The sequence below is a fragment of the Microcoleus asticus IPMA8 genome, from assembly GCF_013179805.1.
GTDB lineage: Bacteria > Cyanobacteriota > Cyanobacteriia > Cyanobacteriales > Microcoleaceae > Microcoleus > Microcoleus asticus.
The window spans coordinates 29,444-54,590 of record NZ_SRRZ01000035.1; the positions used below are offsets into that span (position 1 = coordinate 29,444).

A 25,147-nucleotide genomic window follows, 5' to 3' on the forward strand; every position below is an offset into this window, starting at 1 on the left:
CTGTTTTCGGCGTAAGATGAGTGTACCGTAAACTGTTCCTCAAGAGGCTACCGGCAATTGATCCTACGCCGATCGGAGTGGGTTTATCTGTCTGGTTCTCTTTCTCGTCGTCCAACTTCTACTACCTTAACCGCGCCTGCATGGGTTTTTGGAAAAACTTATTTAGTAGTTCTGAGTCTGCCTCTGTACCCCAAACAGCGGATTTTGAGGAAGATGTGGCTGTTGGGTTAGGCGATCCGCTTTCCCCAACGTTTCGCAAACCCGCCAGCGGCAACGCTCGCATCTTTTTCAGTTGCGATCGGGACATTGACCTCTACGAACTCGAAGAACTTTGTAATGCAGTGGGTTGGTCCCGCCGTCCCCTGCGTAAAGTCAAAAAAGCTATTCAGCACAGCTTCCTAGTCGTCTCTATGTGGGAGATGCGGGGCAGCCAGCGACGGCTGGTGGGTTTCGCCAGAGCGACTTCAGACCATGCTTTTAATGCCACGCTTTGGGATGTGGTAGTTCATCCTGACTACCAGGGCAAAGGCATGGGCAAGGCGCTGATGAAATACATCATTAAAAAACTCCGCAGTGAAGATATCAGCAACATTACCTTATTTGCTGACCCTCAGGTGGTGGATTTTTACCGCAATTTGGGCTTTATGTCCGATCCAGAGGGGATTAAAGGTATGTTTTGGTATCCAGATTAGCCCAGAGGTGCAGGTCGGCGTTGATTTGTGGAGGAAATACCATACAATATTAACGCTGCCAACACCGACTGCACCTGTGCGTTGCGGTCAGTTACGCTTGGATTTATCCCGGCAGCAGGGCAGTTATGAAGCTGTGCAACTATTGTCAGTCAATTTGAGATTTGAGACTTCGGCGTGAGACTTCGGCGAGACGTTCGGCGATGGCGACTCGACGGCGAGCGCTCAGTCGAACTATTTGAGATTTGAGATTTATTCCACAGATGAATCTGGGAGCTTGAACAACCGTCTAAAATTGTGGGCGGCTCACGACAGAAGTACGTGGCACGGTATCCGTTTTTGGGTGGGGTCAAACCGCACAACCTGAAAAAAACTTCGCCTTAGCTGCATCGAGAGCTAAATATTTTAAAAAACTTGACAAGCTAGCGATTTTGTGCGTTAATTGTTAGAGGTTAGCTAACTATAACACCGGGATGTAGCGCAGCTTGGTAGCGCGCCTGCTTTGGGAGCAGGATGTCGCAGGTTCAAATCCTGTCATCCCGATCAAATAATGTTAAATAATAGATTGAAGCAAAAACTGCCTCTGATGTTTACATTTGGTCAAAATGAAAACGCAGGCAGTTTTTGCCGATCGTGTGAAAGCGCGAGTCTTTGCGTTAATGTGTTTCAGGATCGCTCCTGATGGAAAAAACATGAAATCATTAGTTCGTTTGGGCGCAATATTGGGAATTGTCGGCAGCGCTCTGCTGGGCCCCTCCCCAATTGGCAAGATGTCTGCACTGGCACTGCCGGAACCGCAAATTTTGGAAAAATTGCGATCGGTGCCGGTATTTACGATTACAGACGCTCAGGGTGCGCCCCTGATCGCTTCTGTTCCCAAGCAGGGTCAGGGTCAAACTGGTAATGCTTCCGTGGCGGGAATTTTCATCAGCCAGAAAGATGCTCAAGCTTTTGTCGATCAACTGAAAACCAAAAATCCTCAGTTGGCGGCGTCGGTGCGCGTGATGCCGGTGTCGCTGGGGGAAATTTATCAGCTCACTCAAGCAAATAAAGGCAAGCCGGAAGAGGTGCAATTTGCTTTTGTTCCGGCTCCGGTGCAGGTGCAGTCGGCTAAAACTGTACTTCAGCAGACTGGTCAACAAGTTAACGAGTTCAACGGTGTACCTCTGTTTTTGGCCAGAGGCGGCGCGGAAAATGGTTATTTGACGATTCAGCGGGGTCAACAAGAGGTGATTCCCTTGTTTTTTAACAAGGAGGATTTGCAGGGCATGGTCGATCGTTTTAAGCAGCAGCAGCCGAACGTGACTGCCGCAATTAAGATTGAGGTGGTGAACTTGGAGAGCGTTTTGGAAGCTTTGCGCACTGAGAACGACCCGTTTTTGACCCAAATGATTTTGATTCCCTCGCGGGAGTCGCTGGAATTTGTGCGATCGCTCCAACCTGCCGGTGCGGGCCAAAATCCACAGCTTGCTCCGAATCAAACTCGACCGGCTCCTGCCTCTCCGGCTCCAGCTCGGCCGGCCCCTGCCTCTCCGGCTCCAGCTCGACCGACTCGCTAATAGTTAGCCAGCAGTCATCAGTCATCAGTCATCAGTCTTTAGTTAGTAGGTTGGGTTTCTCGATTCAACCTACTATTTATCAATTCTACTTATTAATTAGAATTACCAATTGCCAATTAGTAATTAGCAATTACCTGTTACTAAAAAGTCCTATGTTTGTTTCTGGTTTAGAGCTTTGGCAGTGGGTGAATCAAGCTAAGGCGGAGGCCATCGCCTCTGACGTTCCCCTAGCAGAAATCGACTGGCTGCTGCAAGAGCTGGCTGGTTTGGATAGGTTGGCTCTGCGTTTGGAGTCGTTTAAAGATTTGCCAAAAATTGAATTAAAGTTGTCTTTATCTGAACTTGCTCAATTGTGGCAGCGGCGCTTGCAGGAACGGGTGCCGGTGCAGTATTTAACGGGAGTTGCACATTGGCGACATTTTTCGCTCAAAGTAACGCCGGCGGTGCTAATTCCGCGTCCTGAAACGGAATTGCTGATCGATTTGGCTGTAGAAGCTGTTAAAAGCTATTCAGTTAATCCAAAATCGCATTGGGTGGATTTGGGGACGGGCAGCGGGGCGATCGCGATCGGCTTAGCTTGTGCGTTGACAAATGCTAGGATTTATGCGGTAGATTGCAGTTCGGAAGCTTTGGCAGTTGCTCGACTGAATGCTGAAAATTTGGGTTTTGGATCGCGAGTTAATTTTTATCAAGGTTTGTGGTGGGAACCGTTAGCATTTCTCAAAGGTCAAGTCAGCGGCATGGTGTCTAACCCCCCTTACATCCCCAGCAGCACGGTGCTGACTCTGCAACCGGAAGTTGTCCAACACGAACCTCATCTGGCCTTAGACGGCGGTTTTGATGGGTTAGAGTGCATCCGGCATTTGGTAGAAACGGCTCCCGATTATTTAGAATCGGGGGGAGTTTGGCTGGTTGAGATGATGGCTGGACAAGCTGAGGCGGTAGCTGATATGCTGCAAAGTCACGGGAGTTACCGTGAAGTTCAGATATTTTCTGATTTAGCAGGAATCGATCGGTTTGCTTTAGCCTATCGGCAGTAGGGAGCAAGGCTAGCAAAGAGATAATTTCTCGACTGTGCATACTTGCTTAATTTTGAGAGATTATAGTTGCGGTAAAAACTGCGATCGCACTCAGCACCCAAGAGGTATCACTGTGAAGCTGGAATACCAGTTTACGTTCAAAGAATATTTAGAAGCTAGTAGAATGTCCCCGAAATTCGATCCTTTCGAGACAGTCGAATTGTGGAGTCTTGCTGTCGTTCTTGCAGGGTGGGGAATTGTCAATATTATGGCTGGCCAGCATCCCGTCTGGGGTTATTTCATTCTAGGTTTTGGCATCTGCTACATTCCTATTGTGAAGTTCCTAGAGTGGCGCAATATCAGCTCTTTCGATCGGTTTTTCTTTTGGTGTATGCTTTTTTTCCCGACGATTAAATTTGTTGGCATCCAATCGGAAATTTCAGTGGGGCCTTTTTTGTTAATATGGGCAATTTTACAACTTCTTCATTGGATATCTCAATTTTTGAGACTCCTTTTACTCTCTCCGTGGAGACAGAGAACTAATATTTGGCAGGAACTGATTATTTTAAAAATAACTGAATCTGGACTGGAGTTAGAAACTGAAAAGGTTAGCATCAAACTCAAGTGGCTATTTTACTCGCACTTGTTAGAGACAAAAAGTTTGTTCGTTCTCTATCTTGAGGAGTCTTCCAATATACCGCATTTTTTTCCAAAAAAACCATTTAATCGAGAGCAGCTTCAAGGTTTTAGAGAATTGCTATACAGCAATATTCGGTCAGTTCCTCACGTTGTTGATATGAAAGCCAGGAAGTTTGAGTTTCAACTGAATTTTAAAGATTTCATAGAAGCTATTGATGGGGATACAAAACACACCTCAAAATCTAGCAATATAAAATTTGTAAAGTCGGAATTACTAATAGGGGTATGTTTTTGTTTAATGGGAATAATTTTGAAAGAAATTAACTTATTAGTGCTGGGCGTTTTTTGGATACCCATGCTAGTTTTATTATGTATTTTATTCTCTAAATTTTTTCTGAAGCCCGGTGGCATAAAGATAAAGATGCCGATGAGCGTCATGCAGATGAACTGGGGGGAACCTACGACGGTGGAAGTGATAGGAGATCGGCTGGCACTTAAAACTCCGAGTTGGGAAGGAAACTTTAAATGGGAAGCTTTTAAAGTATTTATTGAAACCCGAAATTTATTATTAATTTATCCTGTACCGTCCCTCTATCCTGTGTCAAAAATATCGCACTTTATAGTTCCCAAGCGTGCATTTAGCGGTGAAGAGGAATTGTCGGATTTCAAAAAATTGCTGCACAACAATATCGGGAAAAGCCACTATAATTATTTCAAGAAAATGCAGGCGCAATTCCTCAATCTAAAATCTAAAATCTAAAATCTAAAATCGAATAATGGCGCAAGTTTCGATCGACTCCTTGATTCAAGGGGCAATTTCAGGAGATTATATTGTAAGCTTTCCCACAGATACTGTACCCGCTTTGGCTGCACGTCCCGATCGCTCGGAGCTGATTTTTGCAGCTAAACGTCGCAGTCAAGACAAACCGCTGATTTTGATGGCAGCATCGGCCCAGGCTTTGTGGCCTTACGTGCAGGGAAGTCCCGCAGAGTTAAACTTGTGGCAGCAAGTGGCCGAATCCTATTGGCCGGGGGCGTTAACTTTGGTGCTGCCGGCTTCGCCAAAAGTCCCGGCGGCGATGAATCCCATCGACCCGAGTACAATCGGAATACGAGTGCCTAACCTTCCCCTTGCCCTAAAGATTCTAGAGCAGACAGGCCCTTTGGCTACTACCAGTGCTAATTTATCCGGTCAGCCGCCTCTGGAATCGGTGGCAGAAATTGAGGCTCACTTTCCGGAAGTCTTGACATTAGTTGCTTCTGAATTAGCAACAGCGACAACAGCTTCGAGTTTGCCTTCCACTGTGGCTAAATGGACGGGCAGCGAGTGGGAAATATTGCGACAAGGCACGATCGAGTTAGAATGCTAAAAGCTAAACTCCAAGGCAAAGCAATATGGCGCCGATCGGCTGGAGCGACTTGATATATTTAGGTATGGGACTGGGGTTGGGTTTGGGAAGCAGTTGGATTTGGCGCCTGCGGCAAAAAAGCTCGCAACCGCCCGAACCTGCGCCCAAAGTGCAGCCACCTCCTCAAGAAATTCACTTAGAGAAGTTTGATGCCCTTTCCGAGCAACTTAAGCAAACTCAATTGGCTTATCAGATGGCATCGGAGATGAGCCAATTTAAGGCGGGTTTTTTGGCTCGAACTTCTCACGAGTTGCGATCGCCCCTTAGCAGTATGATTGGTACGCTGCAATTAATTCTGTCGGATCTGTGCGACGATCCTGCTGAGGAACGAGAGTTTGTCGAGCAAGCTCACCTCGCCGCACTTAAGCTGGTGAAATTGATAGATGAAATTATCTTTGTTGCTAAAACTGAACACGGCACTGAAACGATGGATATTGAGCCGATTCAGTTAGCTGCGATTTTTGATCAAGTAGATGATTTAACTTACTTGCAAGCTGCAAATCGCAGCATTCGTTTGGAGATATTACCGCCAGATCCCGGAATTTATGTATTGGCAGATTTGCCGAGGTTTAGACAAGTTTTAGTCAATTTGGTAGATACGGCTGTTGCTCAGATGGAGGAGGGGAGTATTTCTGTTTCGGCGCATTCTTCGCCGGAATCTGGATACGTTCACATTTGGGTTGACGATCAGCGTTCAGTGAGTGCTTGGAGCGAGTCTTGGGATTTGCTTAAACACGATTTGGAGTGTGATGCTACTAAGAGCAGCGATAATTCTAAGGTGTCTTCTGGAATGAGGTTATTGATGAATCAGACTCTTTTAAGTTTGATGAACGGAAAATTGGAGGTTCTGGCTGTGCCTTCTGAGTCCGAAGAGTCCAATTTTAACCGGACTCAGTGTTCTATTCCTTTGGCAAATTCGTGAAGAAGGAAGAAGGGAATGGATTGTTTAACGGATTAAGGGATGCAGGGAAGAAGTCAAGCGTCAAGATGAAAGAGTGAAGAAGGAAGGAAAAGGGAAATTATCGATCGGGAGTAAGGTGCGCAATGCGCACCTACATTTAAGAGATTTTGACGCAATTTGGGTGCAAGTTTTCTGCTTATTTAACAATTAGCCCTTAGCAATTCGCCGTTGCTAATTTCTAATTCGAGATTCTCTTCTAGAAGCTGATTTTCAAGTACCATGGTGGTGCTAGCGTTTTTCTGAAAACCGATGCGCTCGTAGAAGCTTTGTTTGTAAGTTGTCATCAGGTAAACTCGCTCTACTCGGCACATTCGAGGGTGACTCAAGACGGTTTGGACTAATTTGCGGCCGAGTCCTGCACCTTGGTAATCCGGGTGAATGGCAACATCCCAGATGGTGGCTCGATAGATGCCGTCTGAGGTGGCCCTGGCAAAGCCGATCGCCCGTGAGCCGTCCCACACTGTAACAATTGGTTCGCTGTTGGCGATCGCAATTTCCCAATCTTCTATCTTGCGTTCCCTCGCCCAAAAGGCGGCGGCTTTAAATAGTTCTTGGATCTGTGCGATGTCTGCGCGATCGCGACCTATACAAAATTGAATGTGACTGGAATCCCTAGTCGTTGATGTCATGCTCAATCTGCCTTCAAGTTGTATCTAAACTGTGTTAGTTTTACTGTTTTACAGGAGTGAAAGTTGATTTTGCTTGGGAACGATCAATGGTTGAATTCCCCATTTACAAAACTATTTTTATTGATACATATTTTCTAAGTAATTTCGGTGATGATTAATACTTTTTGGGGTAAATTTTGTAAAAAAGTCTTTGAGTCAAAATTCCCAACTTATAACTCATACCATTTGAGATTTTAGATGGGAATGACTGATTTTTTAGGGGTCTGGAGTTTGTCTGCAGAGAAACCGAGTTTTTTCATAGCAATACTTCGTTACAGCCCACTGAAACGGTAAAAACCCGGGGTTTCGAGGCGTCGTCCATCGGTAAGCGTAAGCGATAGCTTGTGTGTTGCCTAATTGCTCAAAAATCATCTATCGAGAGAGGTATTGACTCCACGAGAACACCCGAAGATTGTGCTGTGGAGTCAATTCTTTAATCTCTAATCTCTAATCGAGTGAATCAGTTTTGCAGCCAGCGCGCGGCGTCTTTGGCGTGATAAGTCAAAATCAAATCAGTACCAGCACGCTTGAATCCTGTCAAAGTTTCCATCACTACTCTTTCTTCGTCTATCCAACCGTTGAGGGCGGCGGCTTTCACCATCGCATATTCTCCAGAAACGTTGTAAGCAGCAACTGGCAGATTAGTTGCTTCCTTCACGCGCCAGATGATGTCCATGTAAGCTAAAGCGGGTTTAACCATGAGCATATCTGCGCCTTCGGCAATGTCGAGAGCTATTTCTTTGAGAGCTTCCTTGCCGTTTCCCGGGTCCATTTGATAGGTGCGCCGATCGCCAAATTGCGGAGCAGAATCGGCCGCATCCCGGAACGGGCCATAATAAGCTGAGGCGTATTTTGCCGCGTAAGACATGATGGGAATATCTTCAAATCCAGCGGAGTCCAATCCTTGGCGAATTGCTCCGACAAAACCGTCCATCATTCCCGAAGGTGCGATAATATCTGCACCGGCTTTAGCTTGAGCAACTGCGGTTTTCTTCAGCAATTCTAGTGTGGGATCGTTCAAGACGCGGCCGCTTAAATCTCCGACTTCCAAATAGCCGCAGTGACCGTGACTGGTATATTCGCACAGACAAGTATCGACCATGACGATTAAATCCGGTACGGCTTTTTTAACTGCTTCCGTCGCTTGTTGGACGATGCCGCAGTCGTGCCAAGCACCTGTAGCATCTGTGTCTTTATCTGCGGGAATGCCGAATAAAATAATAGCCGGAATGCCGAGGTCGTAGACTTCTTTTGCTTCTTCTACTATTTTGTCTACCGATAGCTGGTAAACTCCCGGCATCGATGTGACTTCTTTAGCAAAAGCTTCCCCCGGTACGGCAAATAGGGGGTAAATTAAATCGCTGGTTGTCAAGATATTTTCGCGTACCATCCGGCGGAGTTGGGGATGGTTGCGGAGGCGGCGGGGGCGGTGAGTTGGAAACATAATGTTTTTTTTACGGTAGATAAATGCCTGTTTTCTAGGACTCGCGGGGTTTCTTTAAAAGTCTAGAGCTTATTGTTGGCCGATCGCCCTGTACTTAAGTAAACTTCTGTAAAACCCGCGATGTCGATTGTTCGCAGTCAGGAATGCAAGTCCTTTGTAGCCTTTCCCTTTCCCAGACACAGCCCTAACGCTGCTTCTCGGATCGGTTAGTACGGATATCTCGCTGGCTTCACACCTGCAACCAGGGTGCCCAGAAGCGAGAATAGACGGTAAATTATAAATGTATCGAATAGTAACGGTCTTATGTACAAGCAACTAATTTCAAAGATGAAACCGCTTTTGAAACCACTATTCGCGATCGGTCTGGTACTGACGCTAGCCCTCGGTAACGCTGACGGAGCTCTGGCAGCCCGCAGCGGAGGACGCATCGGGGGCGGATCTTTTAGAGCTCCGGCGCCCAGTTACTCATCGCCGAGCCGCACTTACGCGCCGTCGGGAGGCGGTTACTACCCGGGCGGTGGCTTTGGCGGCGGCTTCGGTTTCCCGTTCTTACTGCCGTTTTTTGGCTTTGGGGGCGGGTTTGGCGGCCTGTTCTCGATTTTGATTTTTATCTCGATCGCTAATTTCCTCGTCCAAAGTTTCCGCCGCGCCGGAGGCGGAACTGACGAACTGGGCAACAGCGCTCCCAGTACCACCGTATCTGTCGCCCGCTTGCAAGTTGGTTTGCTAGCAGAGGCTCGCGGTTTGCAAGCCGAACTCGACTCCCTAGCGCGCAAAGCGGATACCGATACAGCGGCCGGTCGCGCTCAAGTGGTGCAAGAATCTACTCTGGCGCTGCTGCGGCATCCTGAATACTGGGTTTACGCGGGCGCTGAATCTGTGCAAACTCGCTTAGAAGCAGCCGAAGCTAAGTTTAATCAACTTTCTTTGGCAGAACGCAGTAAATTTACTGAAGAAACGCTCTCGAATTATAACAATCAGCTCCGCCAAGCAGGGAGCAGCAATGTCCTGCCAGGTTCGCAGGAAAATGGCGCGCTGGTTGCCTCTGATTTGAATTCAGATCCCGGGGAATTTATTGTGGTGACGGTACTTGTCGGTACTCAAGGCAAATTGCAATTGCCAGCAGTGAAAAACTCTGAAGATTTGCGCCAAGCTTTGCGCCAGATTGGCGGAGTATCGAGCGAGCAGTTGCTGGCGGTTGAGGTGCTGTGGACTCCTCAAGCGAACGGGGACACTCTGACTGCTGACGATATGTTGGCCGGCTATCCTGATTTGCGATCGATTTAGTGAGCAAGACTGGGCGCGGAGCATTGTCTGCCGCGCCCCATCCCGCCCCAAAACTGTGGGGGCGAACCCAATTGCCTTTGAGACGGGCATTTCGCGGGAGTTTGTGGATGCCGATCGACTTAAAAAAGATTGTTTAACAAATGCTACTATTTAGAGATTATGATTCAGTTCGATCGATCTTCTGCTATGGGCATGGCTGACCCGAGAAAAGTTTGGCGAAGAAGTTAGGCAGGATAAAAAAAACTGATTGAGTCAGGAGTTACTGCTTCGGAAGAAGTTGCAACCGGGTGTACTCTAAATTTTATAGAAGAAAAAAGAAACATCGGGAGCTAAACTTATGGCCGACAGCAGCAGAAAAAAAGCACTTTTCATTTTGAGCCAGTTAAATAATGACGATATCAACTGGATCGTCCAAAAAGGCAAAAAGGAAATTCTAGATCCGGGCGCGATTTTGATCCATGAAGGGAGACAGATCGATGCGCTATACATTGTTTTGGATGGGAGTTTGAGCGTTTTGATCGAGGCTGAGGGGACTAAAGAACTTGCTAAAATAGCCAGCGGAGAACTGGTTGGAGAAGTTTCTTTTATTGACGCTCGCCCTCCTTTGGCAACGGTGAAGGCGATCGAAGAAACTCACTTGCTGGCAATTCCCAGGCGGCAGTTAGTAATCAAACTTCAACAGGATATGGGCTTTGCTTCCCGGTTTTATTATGGAATTTCACTGTGTCTGGCAGACAGGATGCGCGGTACGATCAGACATATAGAATACGGGCGCAATATAGAATTAGATAAACCAGAATTTGAACGGGAGGATATCAATCCTAACGTCCTGGAAAATTTGGCGCTGGCTCAGGCTAAGTTTAATTGGCTGAAGGAAAATGTTAGGGCTTGAGTAATTTTAAGGCGTTTTTGAGTTTGTGCTGTGAAAACAGACCAATACAGACGGTAATTTATCGATGTAAACTCTCAAGTCTAAAAACAGAAGTCTCCAGCAAGATAGGGGCGGGTTTTACCGGAAATATCGATCGATAACTGCCGGAACTATAACAACCCCCCCTTTGCTTTACAGTTGCAACCTCGCGCGCCCAAATGCAACTACCAACCACACAATCTAGATAATTCCCGGCCCTTTGCCGCGGGTGTCTTCTTCGTCGGTCAGTTTTCCTTCCTCGCCTTTTTTATCTTTGACTTCTGCGAGAATTCGAGCGCGTTCTTGGGCTTCGGCTTCCTCTTTTGCTCTCAAATCGCCCGGTTCGTTGATGTACATTTCCGGTTCGATCGCGTAATTGTTAACTAGACCTTCTTTGTCTACTGTATAACCATCTGTAGTGTGAATGCTTTCGTCATCGGTTTGGTCATCAGTTTTTGCACCTTTCTGCTTCCCTTCGGTGGTAGGGTGCATGAAGTTAGCGCCTTCGCGTTCTTGCCGCGCTGCTGTCTCCGCAGGAGTAATGCCCCTGTCGTAGTGCGGGGCTTCCATATTAGCTTCGATTTGTTCGTCGGCGGGTGTTGATTTGCTAATTTCTTCGTCGGGCGGTGTTGGTTGGCGATTAGTCATGATTTATTCCTGAGTTATCTTTACAAAAAGATGTTTGGCTTATGTTTAAATATTAAGGCCAAGCTAGCTCATTCACAAACTATCTTTGGTTATAGTTTTCGAGAACTTGCTTTTATAGCAGATGTTGAAGGAACAAGGAAGAAGCAAAAAGGTTTTAGTTATCTACGAGAAAAGGAAGAAGCAATCTTCCGCAAGGGTTTCAGGAATTAAGAACGTGCTAACCGTCAGGGCGGTTGCTATATGAAAAATACATTTATTGAGTCTTCCTCAAGACTGATAAAATTATCTTTACATTGCCAATTCCACAGCCTGCGAGTATTTGACATCTATCTAAAGGTAGATAATTGGGAAGGGAAATTGAGAATGGGTAATTGGGAGAATGACTGATGACTAATCATTAATGACTAATCGCTAATCACTAATGACTAATCACTAATGACTTCTTTTATGCTTCTTTATAGAAGCGGATGATTTCGCGGACGTGGTTGAGAAACTGTCCGTCATCGGTGAGTTGGGCGATCGCACTTTCTGCATTTCTTGCCAGTGCAGTGTGTTCGGCTTGGTTTGTCGATCGGAAATTTTCCAGTGATGCTGTTAGTCGAGTTAATTCTCTTCTAGTCGCTTCCTGCTGCCGCTCTTGTACAGCTACCCAAGAATTCGGATCGTTAGAATTGAATCTAGCTTCCAAATTTTGAAGGGTAGATTCTAAGTTGGCGAAGCGGGTGCGGAGTTCGAGAATATCTTCGCGGGGATGCAAAAATTGACTGCGAATCATTGTCAGCCGCGCCGCTAAATACTGATAACCTCTAATCGCGGGGCGCAGTATAGTTAACAGCAGCGCTGCACCGGAACTCAGATAGCCAACAGCGCTAATTCCGGCGGCTGCTAGGGCGTAAAGTGCGATCGCACTCAAGAGGTGAAGTCCGAGAGCAACCCACAAGGAACGGCTAGCTAATAAATTAACATATTTGACTTGCTTCTCGTCTACTGCAATCCCTTTTGCTGTTGATTCTGCAGCTTGCGCTAAAACTTCTTTAGCTTCAAAATGGATATTCCAGGGAACTGTAACTATCAACAACAGCCATTCAAAACTAGCTATGGCAATTACCCAATCGATGAAGCTGCCGGCGGGGATGTGCAGCCATTGCAGAATGGCAAAAACTAGCAGCAAAAATACACCTGTGACGGCACCGAAACCTGCAAAACTGTAATACATAACTATCGCCTTGGTAGAATGTTGTTTTGATTGTGGGTAGGTTGTTTAAGTATGGAGGAATAAACTGTGACAGTTAAGTAATCGTCCTATTAAACCCAGTTTATTCGTTATGAGTAATAGTGCGGGTAAAGGGTTGATAGGAACCAAGTTTTTTCCCACAAATACTTGCTTTACCTAAATCCTGGAATGTTGTGCTGATTGTGGGTAGGTTGTTTAGGTGTGCAGGAATAAACTGTGACAGTTAAGCAATCGTCCTATTAAACCGAGTTTATTAGTGATTAGTCATACTCCGCGACACCAGTGTTTCCAGGCCCCTGCTTTGTTCCAGGAAAATACACCGGCTTTAACCCATCAATAAGAGTTAAATGAAACGGTTTGTTTTTTGAGAGTGCGTAACTTCTCAATAATTAGTCATTGAGGATTAAGTAGAGCGACGCGCAAAAACTTGGGAATGTAACAAAATGTAAACTAATCACAACCTCTGCGATTGCTTCATTTCACTCGCTTTTGACTACTTATGTTTTTCGCAGTTCATCTACTTAGCGATCGGGATGAAGTCAATCGATTTTAGATTTTAGATTTTAGATTTTAGATTTTAGATTTTAGAATTGAAGCATTGACCCCACGGATAAATTCGGGGGCTCCTTTATCGGATACAGGTTTTTTATTTATCCACGGATGAATCCGGGGGCTTGTATCCTAGATGCTTTCGGTCACATTCTACCCAACTCATAGCATTTGAGATTTGAGATTTGAGATGAGCAATGGCAGATTATGTATGGGTTTGCAGCTTGTCCACAGTTGCATTCATCTTTTGAACTGGTATCACTAACGGCGTTACGCGGTGCTAGTGCTAGGAACGCCGCCATCTCAAAACGCTCCCCTCTATCGATTTTTCTTTTCCAGAGCTGCTAAATCACCTGTGGCTGAGATAAACTGGTTTGGAGCTAGATCGCGCGTTTTGCAAGTTGCCTCTCCATAACCGAGACACTGCTACTGCAACCTGTCATCATCCACAGCAAAATAGGTGCCAAATTTAACTCTACAGTCTCCGATTTCCATTAACTGCGCGTCTACAATCTCAAATAAAAAGTCAGCAGGAAGGACAAACCGATGGCGAACTCAACTCTTGGCCTAGAAAATCAACTTTACGATTATCTGTTATCTATTTCTCTGCGGGAGCCAGACATTCTCGCTTCCCTACGGGAAGAAACTGCTAAGCATCCTAGGGCTATGATGCAGATTGCTCCCGAACAAGGTCAGTTTATGGAGATGCTGGTTCAGCTTATGGGAGCGACCAAAACCATAGAAATTGGCGTTTTTACTGGTTATAGCTCGCTGTGCGTAGCTTTAGCGCTGCCTTCAAACGGTCAGATTATTGCTTGCGATGTCAGCGAGGAATATACTGCGATCGCGCGACGCTATTGGGAAGCTGCGGGCGTTGCTAATAAGATTTCTTTGCAGTTGGGCCCAGCAATAAATACTCTTGACAAGTTAATAGCTGAAGGACAAGCAGGAACCTTTGATTTTGCCTTCATCGACGCCGATAAAGAAAATTATGAGGCTTATTTTGAGCGATCGCTGCAACTTGTACGCAATGGCGGTTTAGTTGTAATTGACAATGTTCTGTGGTCTGGACGAGTTGCTGACCCTCAAGTACAAGACGAAAGTACCACCGCCATTCGTACTTTTAACGACAAATTGCGCAACGATCCCAGAGTTACTCTCAGTGTTGTCCCCATTGGTGACGGGCTGACTTTGGCATTGAAACGCCGCTGGGCTACTATGATGGAACCTGAACAGCATAATTAAAGAGTTGTTTGCGGTTTGCGGTTCATTTTAAATTGCCACAAACTGCTAATTATTCAAGAATATACAAGTCAGTTTTATATAGAGTAAGGTGCGCAATGCGCACCCTAGAAACTCAAAAGTATAGAGTAAGGTGCGCAATGCGTACCCTAGAGAATGATTTATTTTTTAGTTAATCAGAGGCGCAAATGCTGGGTTCAAATTTGCAGGTAAAATTACCGATTCACGAAACTTTTCAGTGTACTGTTCAAGGCGAAGGTTACTGGACGGGGGCTTTAGTTGATTTTATCAGATTGGCAGGTTGCCCTGTGCGATGTCCTTGGTGCGACACCGGTTACGCAAATGGGGGCAAAGGTTTGCCGTCTGCGCCACAGTCGATCGCACAATTGCTCGCTCAATTGCAGTCTCCGAGAGTTGTCATTACTGGCGGCGAACCTTTTATACATCAGAATTTGCCGGAGTTAGTTGAAGCTTTGTTAGAAGCTGACAAGCAGGTGAGTATTGAAACTTCCGGTGCTTGGTGGCAGGATGTTTCGCCGCAGGCTTGGATTACTCTTTCTCCTAAGGAACACATCAACCCTAAATATCCGGTGCAAGAGCTTTTTTGGACTAGAGCTAATGAAATTAAGTTGGTGGTTAGCACTGGCGAAGAAGTTGAATTTTATCACAAGCATTTGGCAAGTAATGTGGATATTCCGGTTTTCTTGCAACCAGAATGGAACTCGAAAGATTCAGCGATTCCCATAATCTTGGAATTGCTGAAACAAAATCCTAGTTACAAGTTATCTTTGCAAACTCACAAGTTTATTGGTGTGCAATAAGTTGAGAAGTTAGTCAGAGCTATTCGTCAGGTGGGGGGTGCAAAGTGGGAGTATATCGCCCTACAAGATGTGGAAATATGTGCTAAAATTAAAGCAGCAATTTATGATAATCTGAACGTAATGGAAACAACTACGGAAACCCCAATAGGAAAAGTTATCACAACCCTAGTAATTACGAATCGGCTGGACGAAGGGAAAGCCGAAGATGGTTTAATTCCCATTGAAAAAGTCAGGTCTGTTACTCTAGAAAATGTTTTGGTGGATACGGGCGCGACAACTTTGTGTTTGCCTAAAGATGTCATTGCCCGACTGGGTTTGAAAATTCTCAAGCAAGTAGTTGTGGAAACAGCCACAGGCATTAGTGAAGCGAGGATTTTTCAAGATGCCAAGATTTCTCTGTGCGGGCGCGAAGGCACTTTTGAGTGTCTGGAATTGCCCGAGGGGAAAACGCCACTTTTAGGTGTGATTCCGATGGAAGCGCTGGGAATTGAAATTGATTTAAAAAATCAAAGATTGAAAGTTTTGCCCGACGGGCCGACGGAAACCTATTTGACAATTCTTTGATATTCTTGAGTTTGGATGCCAGCAATTCGATCTGCAGCGCTAAGATGGTTAAGCACTGTTTTGCACTACTCTCATGTCCCAACGCGCCGAAACCTCAAACAGCCAGCCAAGTGCATCCCGCAACGGGCATAATGTGACCAATTCTCACTCTAACAACCAAAATATGATTCGGGTTCGCGGTGCGAGACAGCACAACCTGAAAAATATCGATCTGGAACTGCCGCGCGATCGTCTGATAGTTTTTACGGGTGTCTCCGGTTCTGGTAAGTCTTCCCTCGCTTTCGATACAATTTTTGCCGAGGGACAGCGCCGCTACGTGGAGTCTCTCAGCGCCTACGCGCGCCAGTTTTTGGGACAGTTGGACAAACCGGATGTGGACGCGATTGAAGGCTTGAGTCCGGCTATTTCGATCGACCAAAAGTCAACTTCTCACAACCCGCGATCGACTGTTGGCACTGTTACAGAAATTTACGATTATCTCAGATTGCTCTACGGCAGAGCCGGTGAACCGCACTGTCCGATTTGCGATCGCAGCATTGCGCCGCAGACAATTGATGAAATGTGCGATCGAGTCATGGCACTTCCCGACGGCACTCGCTTTCACCTTCTGGCACCAGTTGTGCGCGGAAAAAAAGGCACTCACCGCAAATTATTGTCGAGTATAGCTGCGGAAGGATTTATCCGCGTCAAAGTTGACGGAGAAATTTTAGAACTTTCGGAAAATATCGAATTAGATAAAAATCATACGCACAATATTGAGATAGTTGTCGATCGGTTAATTAAAAAACCGGGTTTAGAAGAACGTTTAGTTGATTCTCTGGCAACTTGTTTGCGCCATTCAGAGGGAATTGCGATAATTGAAGAGTTACCGAGTGATGAAAATTCCGAACCACAGGGGCCGATCGTATTTTCCGAAAACTTTGCTTGTCCCGAACACGGCGCGGTAATGGAAGAACTTTCACCCAGGCTATTTTCTTTTAATTCGCCCTACGGCGCGTGCCAGAACTGCCACGGTTTGGGGAGTTTGCGGACTTTTGCGCCGGAGTTGGTAGTTCCCGACGAGAAAGCACCTCTTTATTGTGCGATCGCACCTTGGTCTGACAAAGACAATTCTTATTATCTTTCTTTGCTGTGCAGTATTGCTGATACTTGCGGGTTTGATATCGACACTCCTTGGTATCGATTAAAGCCCGAACACCAGCGCGTGATTTTGTACGGCAATGAGTCCAGGGGTACCTCAGAAAGTAAGAAGCGAGAGGGCAACACCACCGATTTGAAAAGAGATTTTAAGGGCGTAATTTCCATGTTGCAGCGCCAGTACGACGATACTGGTTCCGATCTGATCAAGCAGAAGTTGGAACAGTATCGGGTCGATCGCTCTTGCGAGGTTTGTCACGGCAAGCGCTTGAAAACAGAGGCGCTTTCGGTGCGGTTGGGACAGTACGGAATTGTGGATTTAACCAGTATTTCGATTCGCGAATGCCGCGAACGAGTAAATAATTTGGGATTGAGCGATCGGCAATTCCAAATATCCGATTTAGCCCTGAGAGAAATCAAAGCAAGGCTGCAATTTTTGCTCGATGTCGGGTTAGATTACCTGACTTTAGACCGCGCAGCAATGACGCTTTCTGGCGGAGAAGCCCAGCGAATTCGGCTGGCGACTCAAATCGGTTCGGGTTTGACTGGTGTTCTCTACGTTTTGGACGAACCGAGCATCGGACTGCACCAAAGAGACAATTTTCGCCTGCTGCAAACCTTAACAAAATTGCGGGATTTAGGCAATACTTTGATTGTCGTAGAACACGATGAAGAAACCATGCGAGCTGCCGACCACATTGTCGATATCGGGCCCGGCGCCGGCGTTCACGGTGGCAAAATTATATCGCAAGGAAGTTTAGAAAATTTGCTAACGGCAGAGGAATCTTTGACGGGTGCTTATTTGTCGGGAAAGCGAGTAATTGAAACTCCTAATGAAAGGAGAAAAGGCAACGGCAAAGCTCTTTCAATCACAAATGCGAGGCGCAACAATTTAAAAAATATTGATGTGGAAATTCCGCTGGGAAAACTTGTCTGCGTGACGGGGGTTTCCGGTTCGGGAAAATCAACTTTAATCAATGAATTGCTCTACCCGTCACTGCAACACTATATCACCAAAAAAGTGCCTTTACCACCCGATATGGACGCCCTCAAAACTAAAGGCGAACGCTCTCTAGAGGATGTGGTTGATAAGGTAATTGTCATCGATCAATCTCCCATCGGTCGTACTCCGCGTTCTAATCCCGCTACTTACACGGGAGTCTTTGATGTGATTCGGGATTTGTTTGCCGAAAGCATTGAAGCGAAGGCCAGAGGTTACAAAGCGGGGCAGTTTTCTTTTAACGTGAAAGGGGGAAGGTGCGAAGCTTGCGGAGGCCAAGGCGTGAACGTGATTTCGATGAATTTTCTCCCGGATGTTTACGTGCAGTGCGAGGTTTGCAAGGGTGCACGGTACAACCGGGAAACGCTGCAAGTGAAGTACAAAGGCAAGTCGATTTCCGATGTTTTGAACATGACTGTGGAGGAATCTTTGGAAATGTTTAAAAATATTCCCAGGGCAGGCGCCAGACTGCAAACTTTGGTTGATGTTGGTTTGGGTTACATTCAGTTGGGACAGCCGGCGCCGACGCTTTCTGGGGGGGAAGCGCAGCGGGTAAAATTGGCAACGGAACTGTCGCGCCGCGCTACTGGGAAGACACTTTATTTAATCGATGAACCGACGACTGGTTTGTCGTTTTATGATGTTCACCATTTGTTAAATGTGCTGCAAAGATTGGTGGATAAGGGTAATTCAATTTTGGTAATCGAACACAATTTAGATGTGATTCGGTGCTGCGATTGGGCGATCGATTTGGGGCCTGAAGGGGGAGATAAGGGCGGCGAAATTATTGTGGCGGGGACGCCGGAGGATGTGGCGGCAAATCAGAGGTCTTATACTGGGAAGTATTTGCAAGCGGTTTTGCAGCAGCATCCTTTAGGGGAGGCTGTAGCTGTTAGTTAATTCTCACTACAGCACCTAACCTTCGAGGAAGGGAGATGCTGATGGGGAGTAAGAAAGATGTAGGTGATCGAGCTGCGGTATTGTTTGATTATATCCCTTACTGTACCGCAACTGCGATACAATTAGAAGTTAGCTGTCAAGTCATCAAGCCAGTTGAAATGAAGAGGACAAGTTATAAAATAAGCTTGGTATTCTACTATGTTGGTTATACATTCAAGGTAGAAATATGAGCGATATGCTTTCGGTATTTGACCAACCCAATGATGGACTTTTTTTTGCACATTTGCGTGGTTCAGAAATGCACTGGTTTTTTGTGCAAGGGGCACAAGCGCTGCGGAAGGATCTATATATACCAGGAGTCTTATCGCTCATTAATGGTATAGAGGCAACCCTCCGAATAACCATTCATCAACTTGCAGGCAAGTCCTTTAACGAAGATCTGAGCGATTATAAGTTGCTGAGTAATACTCTGATAAATCAAGCAGGCGACAAGGGAATGCCAATTCTAGCCCTAGCCTTTCCAGGTGAAAGTGACTTTATTGAAAATTTAGCAACAACTAAACCTAACCGTGTAGATGTCAAGATCGTTGCCCTAAGAAATGATCTTTGTCACGGAAACGTGACTCCTTTTCTCAATCGAGAACTTGGTGAGGATCTAATTTTTTTTACGCCTGAATGTCTTCGAGAGACATCACAAATATTATTATCAGTATCAAAGCAATGGGTAGAAGAATTGAGCCGATTTCGTCTAGCCACTCTTGGCTACTAACAAGGGCTTCCAGCAGACGGTGCTCTGCGCCCACAAGATCGCAGTGATTTTGAAGGCTAGAAGCAACCCGACTGCCTTTCCGGCTACAGGTTCGCCCGCCACTGCTGAAGCCCAAGCCGTTAAGCTTAATTTGGAAAAAGATTTGGCATCTCTTCAAGCGCCTCTTGCTCCCGTTTTAAGATCGAGTTACTATAAGTTCTATGCGTATTTTGTCCCGCAGCACCTTGCGAAACTTCTGGGAAACTCATCCAGATGCCTCAGAAGCACTAAAAACTTGGTACTACGAAGCGTCTCACGCCGATTGGCAGAGTCCAGTCGATGTTAAGTCCGCTCATCGTAATGCCAGCATCATTGCTAACAATCGTGTTGTGTTCAACATCAAAGGCAATTCCTATCGGCTGATTGTTGCCATTCGTTATGACATTGGCATTATTTTTATCCGCTTTATAAGCACTCATGCCGAGTATGACAAGGTAGATGCAGAAACAATCTAAACACAAATTGATATATGGAAATACGTCCAATTAGAACCCAAACTGACTATCAGGATGCCCTTCGAGAGGTTGAGTTGCTGTTTAATGCACCTCCTAATACACCTGACTCCGATCGCCTAGATGTGCTCAGTACCCTAGTAGAAGCTTACGAGAAGGCACACTTTCCGATCGCAATACCCGATCCAATTGCAGCCATTCAATACTACATGGAGGCTCGCGGATGGTCTGGTAGCGATTTGGAACAATGTATTGGCAGTCGAGCTAGAGTATCTGAGATATTATCTCGCAAACGCTCCTTGACTTTGGAAATGATTCGGAAGCTGAATCAAGAGTTAGGAATTCCCGCTGAGATTCTCATCCAGCCCTATGACTCGCTACAAACCTCTGCCTAACAATAGAACATCATATTTTGGTTGGTTGGTAATTTTCGCTCGCACAGACAATGCACCCGAACAGTCACAAAGCAGGATTTTGGAGGAAAGATTAACTATCTTGAATTGTCGGAGACATTGCCATATTTTGTGCTTGTTGTTGCATGAATTCAATGTCCGATCGCAACCAAGTACGAGGCCCGCTGCACTGATGAGCAATTAACAGCCCCCACAGTCCTTTGTTCGTTAAAATTGGCACGGCTAAATTGGCGCGAACTTTCAGGCTACGCAGAAAATCTCGGTGGCATTGGTGAATTGGTTCTACTTCAATGTCTGCAATTGCTCTAACTCGGCCGGCTTCGTACAAAGCAGCGTATTCGCCGTTAAAACACTCGTCTGGCCCCGTTGAACCCAAGATGGAGAGTTCGATCGCACTTAACATCTCGTAAGTCACTCGACCTTGCCACTGTTTGTAAAAATGATAAAGCACCGCGCGATCGCTCTGCAAAATTTCTCGAATGTCGTAGAGGGATGTTTCAATTAATACGTCGCGCTTTAGACGATCTGTCAAGCGGTTAACAATGTTTTGCAGGCGATCGCCAGACATAGTATTAACTCCTTTAATTCTTAGTACACTCGCCAGATATTAATTATTGAAATTGCACAATTACCACACCTAAAATTGTTGCGCTTCGGGATTTTCGCGCGCTCGAAAAAGAGTAATTTTTGGCTTAACCGTTGTCTGGATGCCAGCAACATTATACTATTCTTTTGACAAAGATAGCAATCTTTTTGGGAAATGGGCGATGGCGTCGGGTCCCGCAAGCTACGGCTTTTTTTGCGCGAAGAACCAGCGGCGGGACGCCTGTTCCACAAATGAAGAGAAAAGGAAGAGTTTACAAGTGCTGGGTGAATTGCTAGATATGCCTAAAGTTGGTTCCTCTCAAAGAGAGTAACTGCTAGGATATCTCGAAAGCTAGAGGAAGCATCAAATATGTCTGTGCTGGAAGCTGCTTGGAAACACGAATTTATCGCTACGAACGGCATCAAACTGCACTATGTCACTCAAGGTTCTGGGCCGCTGATGCTGATGCTGCACGGATTTCCTGAATTTTGGTATTCTTGGCGTCATCAAATCCCGGAATTTGCATCAGATTATAAAGTTGTCGCTGTGGATCTCAGGGGTTACAACGACAGCGACAAACCTCAGGATAAATCTGCTTACGTGATGGCAGAGTTTGTGCAAGATGTCAAGGGAATTATTCAGGGTTTGGGATACGAAAGTTGCGTCTTAGTTGGTCACGACTGGGGAGGCGCGATCGCCTGGAATTTTGCTTATGCTTACCCCCATATGGTGGATAAATTAATTGTGATGAATCTACCGCATCCGGCAAAGTTTGCTGAAGGGTTACGCACTCCCCAACAATTGCTAAAAAGTTGGTACATCTTTTTATTTCAGTTCCCAGTTTTGCCGGAGTTGTTAATTCAGTTGGGCGACTATCAGGCAATTTCTGCTGCTTTGGAAGGTATGGCAGTTGACAAAAACACTTTTACCCCCTCAGATATCGAAGCTTACAAAGATGCGGCTGCCAAACGGGGCGCTCTGACTGCTACTATCAATTATTACCGCAATATGGCTAGCGGATTTCTCGATCGCCAGAATTGGAGCGTGCTGCAAGTTCCGACGCTGATGATTTGGGGAGAAAATGATGCCGCCCTCGGTAAAGAGTTAACCTATGGAACCGCAGATTACGTGCGGGATTTTCAGATTCATTACATTCCTAATTGCAGCCACTGGGTGCAGCAGGAACAGCCGGAGTTGGTGAATAGGTACATGAGAGATTTTTTGGCAAGCAAAGCTGTTTGAATTGATACAGATAGTGTAAGGTGCGTCAGTCGAAGTTTTTGCATCAACTCGAAAGTTTTTGTTTCGGACGCACCCTACCGGAGATGATGCAAGGTGCGTCCGATCGAATATACTCTGATACGCCTTCACTGTTTCTCTCTCATCTAACCCAGAAGCACAGACCGAGGTACGAATGCACATAAATTCCATCTAAATGCGCTTCCATCTCAATCTTCTCGCTGTTTCGTTCGTAGCAGAAGCTGTTGTCGGTAATCTTGAGATGAAAATGCTTTGCTACCTGATAGCGATTGATGACCTTTCCCACTCTCACCCCAATTTTTTCGGCTCCTCAAAGTGGACGATTCGAGCGGTTGTCGAGCGTGACAATTTTGTCTAACTCTTTTGGCGAACTTTTTCCAGCAGTGGACTTAAGCTTGAAGCATCATTAATATTGCCTTCAAACACTTCTACGGCGATGCGACATCCGGGTCAATAAACACTCCCCCCACCGTCGGATATTCCAAGCCAGCAATAATCCGCAACAGCGTACTTTTACCGCACCCACTTCCAGAGGCAATAATCACCGTTTTCTGGGCATCGCCAATGCGGGAGTCACTTAAGTTAGTCAGTTCTAACTGTTTAGCGGCTGCGGCGGGCGGGTGTGAGTTTGGACTCTTGGTCATGGTAGCGGTAGGTTAAGATCAATCATTAAGAAAATATTAAGAAAACTGAAGACTCTAATTTGATGACTCTATACTCCTCAAAGTAACTACGAAATCTCGATAGAAATACCGTAGTTAAATAAAAAGTATCGGTGAATCAACAACAAGTTTGGCAAAATTCAGTGACTTCGATCGTTCAGTCTCTAAAATTTGCGATCGCAGCCAGTTCCCAATTGCTGCGATTTTCAGGGCAATTTCTCAAAAGATCTCAGCATCTAGGACGCTCAGGAAAAGCGTACATCGTCTTGTTTTTACTAAGTGTAATTCTAAGTACATCAATTGCTGCTTGCTCTGGAACGAGTAGGGCTAATCAAGGCGATATCAAGCTCAACCTAGTTTCCTTCTCAGTGACGAAAGCGGCCCACGACCAAATCGTCCCTAAATTTGTTGAAAAGTGGCAGAAAGAACACAACCAAAACGTCATTTTTGAACGCAGTTATGGCGGGTCTTTAGCGCAAACCGACGAGATCGTTGCCGGCAAACAAGAAGCCGATGTAGTGCATCTTGCCCTCCCATTGGATGTCGTTCGCATCGAAGAAGCGGGTTTAATTAATTCTGGCTGGCAGGACAGAGTTCCTAGAAGGGGAGTAGTTAGTCAATCGGTGGCGGCAATTGTCACCCGAGAAGGCAACCCCAAAGATATTCAAACTTGGGCAGATTTAGCCAAAGAAGATGTAAATGTCATTACAGCGAATCCTCAAACCTCTGGTATTGGTGTTTGGCAATTTTTAGGTCTGTGGGGGTCAGTCACCCAAGAAGGAGGAGATCCTGAACAAGCCCTTGATTTTGTGGGAAAAATCTATAAAAAAATTCCCACCCTAACGAAAGATGCGCGGGAAGCCAGCGACTTATTCTTCCAACAAGGGCAGGGAGATGCCTTAGTAACCTATGAAAATGAAGTGATTTTAGCTGGAACGAACCGACCCAAAACCAGTTATTTTGTTCCTTCCCTCAATATCTCTATCGATAATCCCGTGGCGATAGTTGATAAAAACGTGGATAAGCATGGAACGAGAGAAGTGGCAGCAGCCTTTGTCGATTTTCTCTATTCAGACGAAGCTCAGCAAGAATTCGCCAAATTAGGCTACCGTTCGGTCAATCCCTTTATCGCTCAAGGCACAGAGGTGCAATTTCCCCCAATTAAAACCTTGTTTAATGCTCAAGATTTAGGAGGGTGGCCTTCGATCAAAGAGAAGTTTTTTGCAAAGGATGGCATCTTTGACCAAATTAAAGGCAAGTCCTGAACCTAAACGCCTAATTCACTTTCATTTTTCCAAATTTACGCTCAAATCCTATGAAATTTTCTCGTTGGTTTTACCTAATCCCTCTCATCGTCACGGGCAACCTGATGACGAGTTGTGGCAATTCAGGAGATAAGGAACAGCAAATCAGTATTGATGGTGGTGCTGTGGGCTTTAGCGTTTCCCTCGCCGTCGCCGAAGAATACCAAAAACTTTATCCCAATGCCCAAGTCAGCGTCGCTGCCAGTGGCACAGGGGGAGGGTTTAGCAAGTTTTGTGCTGGAAACCTTGAGATTGCGGGGGCTTCTCGCACGATCAGAGACGAAGAAATCAAAAAATGTGAGGAAAAAGGAATCGAATTTATTGAACTGCCGATGGCTCTTGATGGTCTTGCGGTAGTTGTTAATAAGGAAAATAACTTTGCCAAATGTCTAACGATTCAGGAATTAGACACAATGTGGAATTCCAAATCGGAAGGCAAGATCGCAAGTTGGAAACAAATCAATCCCGAATTTCCAGACGAAAAACTGTTGCTGTTTGCCCCTCCTTCCGATACGGGAACCTTTGATTATTTCACCCAAGCTATAACAGGTAAAAGGAGAAATAGTCGTACCGACTTTACCCCCAGTCGCAACCAAAATACCCTCGTTCAAGGGGTGATTGGCAATAAATCGGGACTGGCCTATCTGGGAATTGCCTTCTTGCTCCAAAACCAAGACAAATTGAACGCGGTGGGGATTGAAAATGCGGATGGAAAGTGTGTTAAACCAGTTCCCCTTGATAACGTTCTGAGAAATATCTACAGCCCCCTATCTCGACCTCTCTTTATCTACGTCAATAAAAAAGCCCTTGAAACCAATCCTTCCCTGGAAAGATTCGTGAAATTCTATTTAGAAAATTCTTGGAAATGGGTGGATGGTGTGGGCTATGTGGCAATACGGTTCAGTTAAGGGCTATGCAGTGCTTGAAACAATAAATATAGGAGTATTCATTATGATTCCAGTACCTCTGTGTTTAACTTGTT

At 45.7% G+C, this 25,147-nt stretch carries 25 protein-coding genes and 1 tRNA gene; 20 read left to right on the forward strand and 6 right to left on the reverse strand.

Annotation, left to right across the window (positions count from 1 at the left end; all coding sequences use genetic code 11):
• The first annotated feature begins 140 nt into the window (after positions 1 to 140).
• The 7 genes from E5S67_RS11725 (at position 141) to E5S67_RS11755 (ending at position 6,237) form a co-directional block, all read left to right on the forward strand.
• The gene (locus tag E5S67_RS11725) at positions 141 to 692 is read left to right on the forward strand and encodes a GNAT family N-acetyltransferase (RefSeq protein ID WP_172187348.1); all 552 of its coding nucleotides are present in this window, start codon (positions 141 to 143) and stop codon (positions 690 to 692) included.
• A gap of 466 nt (positions 693 to 1,158) precedes the next feature.
• Positions 1,159 to 1,232: transfer RNA gene (locus tag E5S67_RS11730), tRNA-Pro, on the forward strand.
• Positions 1,233 to 1,381: 149 nt separating this feature from the next.
• A complete protein-coding gene (locus tag E5S67_RS11735) occupies positions 1,382 to 2,248 on the forward strand; it encodes a Tic22 family protein (RefSeq protein WP_172187302.1) in 867 nt (288 codons plus the stop codon).
• A gap of 152 nt (positions 2,249 to 2,400) precedes the next feature.
• Entirely contained in the window at positions 2,401 to 3,288 is an 888-nt protein-coding gene (prmC, locus tag E5S67_RS11740; RefSeq protein WP_172187304.1) for a peptide chain release factor N(5)-glutamine methyltransferase, read from the forward strand.
• Positions 3,289 to 3,709: 421 nt separating this feature from the next.
• On the forward strand, positions 3,710 to 4,666 hold the full coding sequence (locus E5S67_RS11745) for a YcxB family protein (RefSeq protein WP_172187306.1): 957 nt from the start codon (positions 3,710 to 3,712) through the stop codon (positions 4,664 to 4,666).
• Positions 4,667 to 4,682: 16 nt separating this feature from the next.
• On the forward strand, positions 4,683 to 5,276 hold the full coding sequence (locus tag E5S67_RS11750) for an L-threonylcarbamoyladenylate synthase (RefSeq protein WP_172187308.1): 594 nt from the start codon (positions 4,683 to 4,685) through the stop codon (positions 5,274 to 5,276).
• A gap of 25 nt (positions 5,277 to 5,301) precedes the next feature.
• Positions 5,302 to 6,237: a sensor histidine kinase gene (locus E5S67_RS11755; protein ID WP_172187310.1), complete on the forward strand. Its 936-nt coding sequence runs from the start codon at positions 5,302 to 5,304 to the stop codon at positions 6,235 to 6,237.
• 179 nt (positions 6,238 to 6,416) lie between these two features.
• On the opposite strand, the gene E5S67_RS11760 is transcribed toward E5S67_RS11755, so the two are convergent.
• Complete coding sequence (locus tag E5S67_RS11760) at positions 6,417 to 6,905, reverse strand: GNAT family N-acetyltransferase (protein WP_172187312.1); 489 nt, start codon at positions 6,903 to 6,905, stop codon at positions 6,417 to 6,419.
• Positions 6,906 to 7,404: 499 nt separating this feature from the next.
• The gene (hemB, locus tag E5S67_RS11765; protein WP_172187314.1) at positions 7,405 to 8,388 is read right to left on the reverse strand and encodes a porphobilinogen synthase; all 984 of its coding nucleotides are present in this window, start codon (positions 8,386 to 8,388) and stop codon (positions 7,405 to 7,407) included.
• A gap of 303 nt (positions 8,389 to 8,691) precedes the next feature.
• On the opposite strand from hemB, the gene E5S67_RS11770 reads away from it, so the two are divergent.
• Together E5S67_RS11770 and E5S67_RS11775 are read left to right on the forward strand one after the other, a co-directional pair.
• The gene (locus E5S67_RS11770) at positions 8,692 to 9,675 is read left to right on the forward strand and encodes a DUF1517 domain-containing protein (RefSeq protein WP_172187316.1); all 984 of its coding nucleotides are present in this window, start codon (positions 8,692 to 8,694) and stop codon (positions 9,673 to 9,675) included.
• Positions 9,676 to 10,012: 337 nt separating this feature from the next.
• Complete coding sequence (locus tag E5S67_RS11775; RefSeq protein WP_172187318.1) at positions 10,013 to 10,567, forward strand: cyclic nucleotide-binding domain-containing protein; 555 nt, start codon at positions 10,013 to 10,015, stop codon at positions 10,565 to 10,567.
• 219 nt (positions 10,568 to 10,786) lie between these two features.
• On the opposite strand, the gene E5S67_RS11780 is transcribed toward E5S67_RS11775, so the two are convergent.
• Both E5S67_RS11780 and E5S67_RS11785 read right to left on the reverse strand, forming a co-directional pair.
• A complete protein-coding gene (locus E5S67_RS11780; RefSeq protein ID WP_172187320.1) occupies positions 10,787 to 11,233 on the reverse strand; it encodes a hypothetical protein in 447 nt (148 codons plus the stop codon).
• A 445-nt stretch (positions 11,234 to 11,678) separates the two neighbouring features.
• Entirely contained in the window at positions 11,679 to 12,449 is a 771-nt protein-coding gene (locus E5S67_RS11785) for a hypothetical protein (RefSeq protein ID WP_172187322.1), read from the reverse strand.
• Positions 12,450 to 13,562: 1,113 nt separating this feature from the next.
• On the opposite strand from E5S67_RS11785, the gene E5S67_RS11790 reads away from it, so the two are divergent.
• From E5S67_RS11790 to E5S67_RS11820, 7 genes are all read left to right on the forward strand, one after another.
• Positions 13,563 to 14,261 (forward strand): class I SAM-dependent methyltransferase, encoded by a 699-nt coding sequence (locus E5S67_RS11790; protein ID WP_172187324.1) that lies wholly within the window; start codon positions 13,563 to 13,565, stop codon positions 14,259 to 14,261.
• Between the two features lie 185 nt (positions 14,262 to 14,446).
• Complete coding sequence (locus E5S67_RS11795) at positions 14,447 to 15,079, forward strand: 7-carboxy-7-deazaguanine synthase QueE (protein WP_172187326.1); 633 nt, start codon at positions 14,447 to 14,449, stop codon at positions 15,077 to 15,079.
• Between the two features lie 120 nt (positions 15,080 to 15,199).
• Positions 15,200 to 15,643 (forward strand): retroviral-like aspartic protease family protein, encoded by a 444-nt coding sequence (locus E5S67_RS11800; RefSeq protein ID WP_172187350.1) that lies wholly within the window; start codon positions 15,200 to 15,202, stop codon positions 15,641 to 15,643.
• A 73-nt stretch (positions 15,644 to 15,716) separates the two neighbouring features.
• Positions 15,717 to 18,680: an excinuclease ABC subunit UvrA gene (gene uvrA, locus E5S67_RS11805; RefSeq protein WP_172187328.1), complete on the forward strand. Its 2,964-nt coding sequence runs from the start codon at positions 15,717 to 15,719 to the stop codon at positions 18,678 to 18,680.
• A 226-nt stretch (positions 18,681 to 18,906) separates the two neighbouring features.
• Positions 18,907 to 19,449 (forward strand): hypothetical protein, encoded by a 543-nt coding sequence (locus E5S67_RS11810; RefSeq protein ID WP_172187330.1) that lies wholly within the window; start codon positions 18,907 to 18,909, stop codon positions 19,447 to 19,449.
• A 200-nt stretch (positions 19,450 to 19,649) separates the two neighbouring features.
• Positions 19,650 to 19,943: a type II toxin-antitoxin system HigB family toxin gene (locus E5S67_RS11815; protein WP_172187332.1), complete on the forward strand. Its 294-nt coding sequence runs from the start codon at positions 19,650 to 19,652 to the stop codon at positions 19,941 to 19,943.
• A 14-nt stretch (positions 19,944 to 19,957) separates the two neighbouring features.
• Positions 19,958 to 20,335: a helix-turn-helix domain-containing protein gene (locus E5S67_RS11820; RefSeq protein WP_172187334.1), complete on the forward strand. Its 378-nt coding sequence runs from the start codon at positions 19,958 to 19,960 to the stop codon at positions 20,333 to 20,335.
• A 91-nt stretch (positions 20,336 to 20,426) separates the two neighbouring features.
• Here E5S67_RS11820 and E5S67_RS11825 read toward each other — a convergent pair whose 3' ends face one another.
• Complete coding sequence (locus E5S67_RS11825; RefSeq protein ID WP_172187336.1) at positions 20,427 to 20,921, reverse strand: GAF domain-containing protein; 495 nt, start codon at positions 20,919 to 20,921, stop codon at positions 20,427 to 20,429.
• A 139-nt stretch (positions 20,922 to 21,060) separates the two neighbouring features.
• On the opposite strand from E5S67_RS11825, the gene E5S67_RS11830 reads away from it, so the two are divergent.
• On the forward strand, positions 21,061 to 21,270 hold the full coding sequence (locus E5S67_RS11830) for a hypothetical protein (RefSeq protein ID WP_172187338.1): 210 nt from the start codon (positions 21,061 to 21,063) through the stop codon (positions 21,268 to 21,270).
• A 38-nt stretch (positions 21,271 to 21,308) separates the two neighbouring features.
• Complete coding sequence (locus tag E5S67_RS11835) at positions 21,309 to 22,181, forward strand: alpha/beta fold hydrolase (RefSeq protein WP_172187340.1); 873 nt, start codon at positions 21,309 to 21,311, stop codon at positions 22,179 to 22,181.
• 446 nt (positions 22,182 to 22,627) lie between these two features.
• Here the strand turns inward: E5S67_RS11835 and E5S67_RS11840 are convergent, their stop codons facing one another.
• Positions 22,628 to 22,843, reverse strand: coding sequence for an ATP-binding cassette domain-containing protein (locus E5S67_RS11840; RefSeq protein WP_216670371.1), 216 nt, complete (start codon positions 22,841 to 22,843; stop codon positions 22,628 to 22,630).
• A gap of 131 nt (positions 22,844 to 22,974) precedes the next feature.
• Between E5S67_RS11840 and E5S67_RS11845 the strand changes: the two genes are divergently transcribed.
• Both E5S67_RS11845 and E5S67_RS11850 read left to right on the forward strand, forming a co-directional pair.
• Positions 22,975 to 24,126, forward strand: a complete 1,152-nt coding sequence (locus E5S67_RS11845; protein ID WP_339382844.1) for a sulfate ABC transporter substrate-binding protein — start codon at positions 22,975 to 22,977, stop codon at positions 24,124 to 24,126.
• A 50-nt stretch (positions 24,127 to 24,176) separates the two neighbouring features.
• A complete protein-coding gene (locus E5S67_RS11850) occupies positions 24,177 to 25,073 on the forward strand; it encodes a PstS family phosphate ABC transporter substrate-binding protein (protein ID WP_172187342.1) in 897 nt (298 codons plus the stop codon).
• The last annotated feature ends 74 nt before the right edge of the window (positions 25,074 to 25,147 follow it).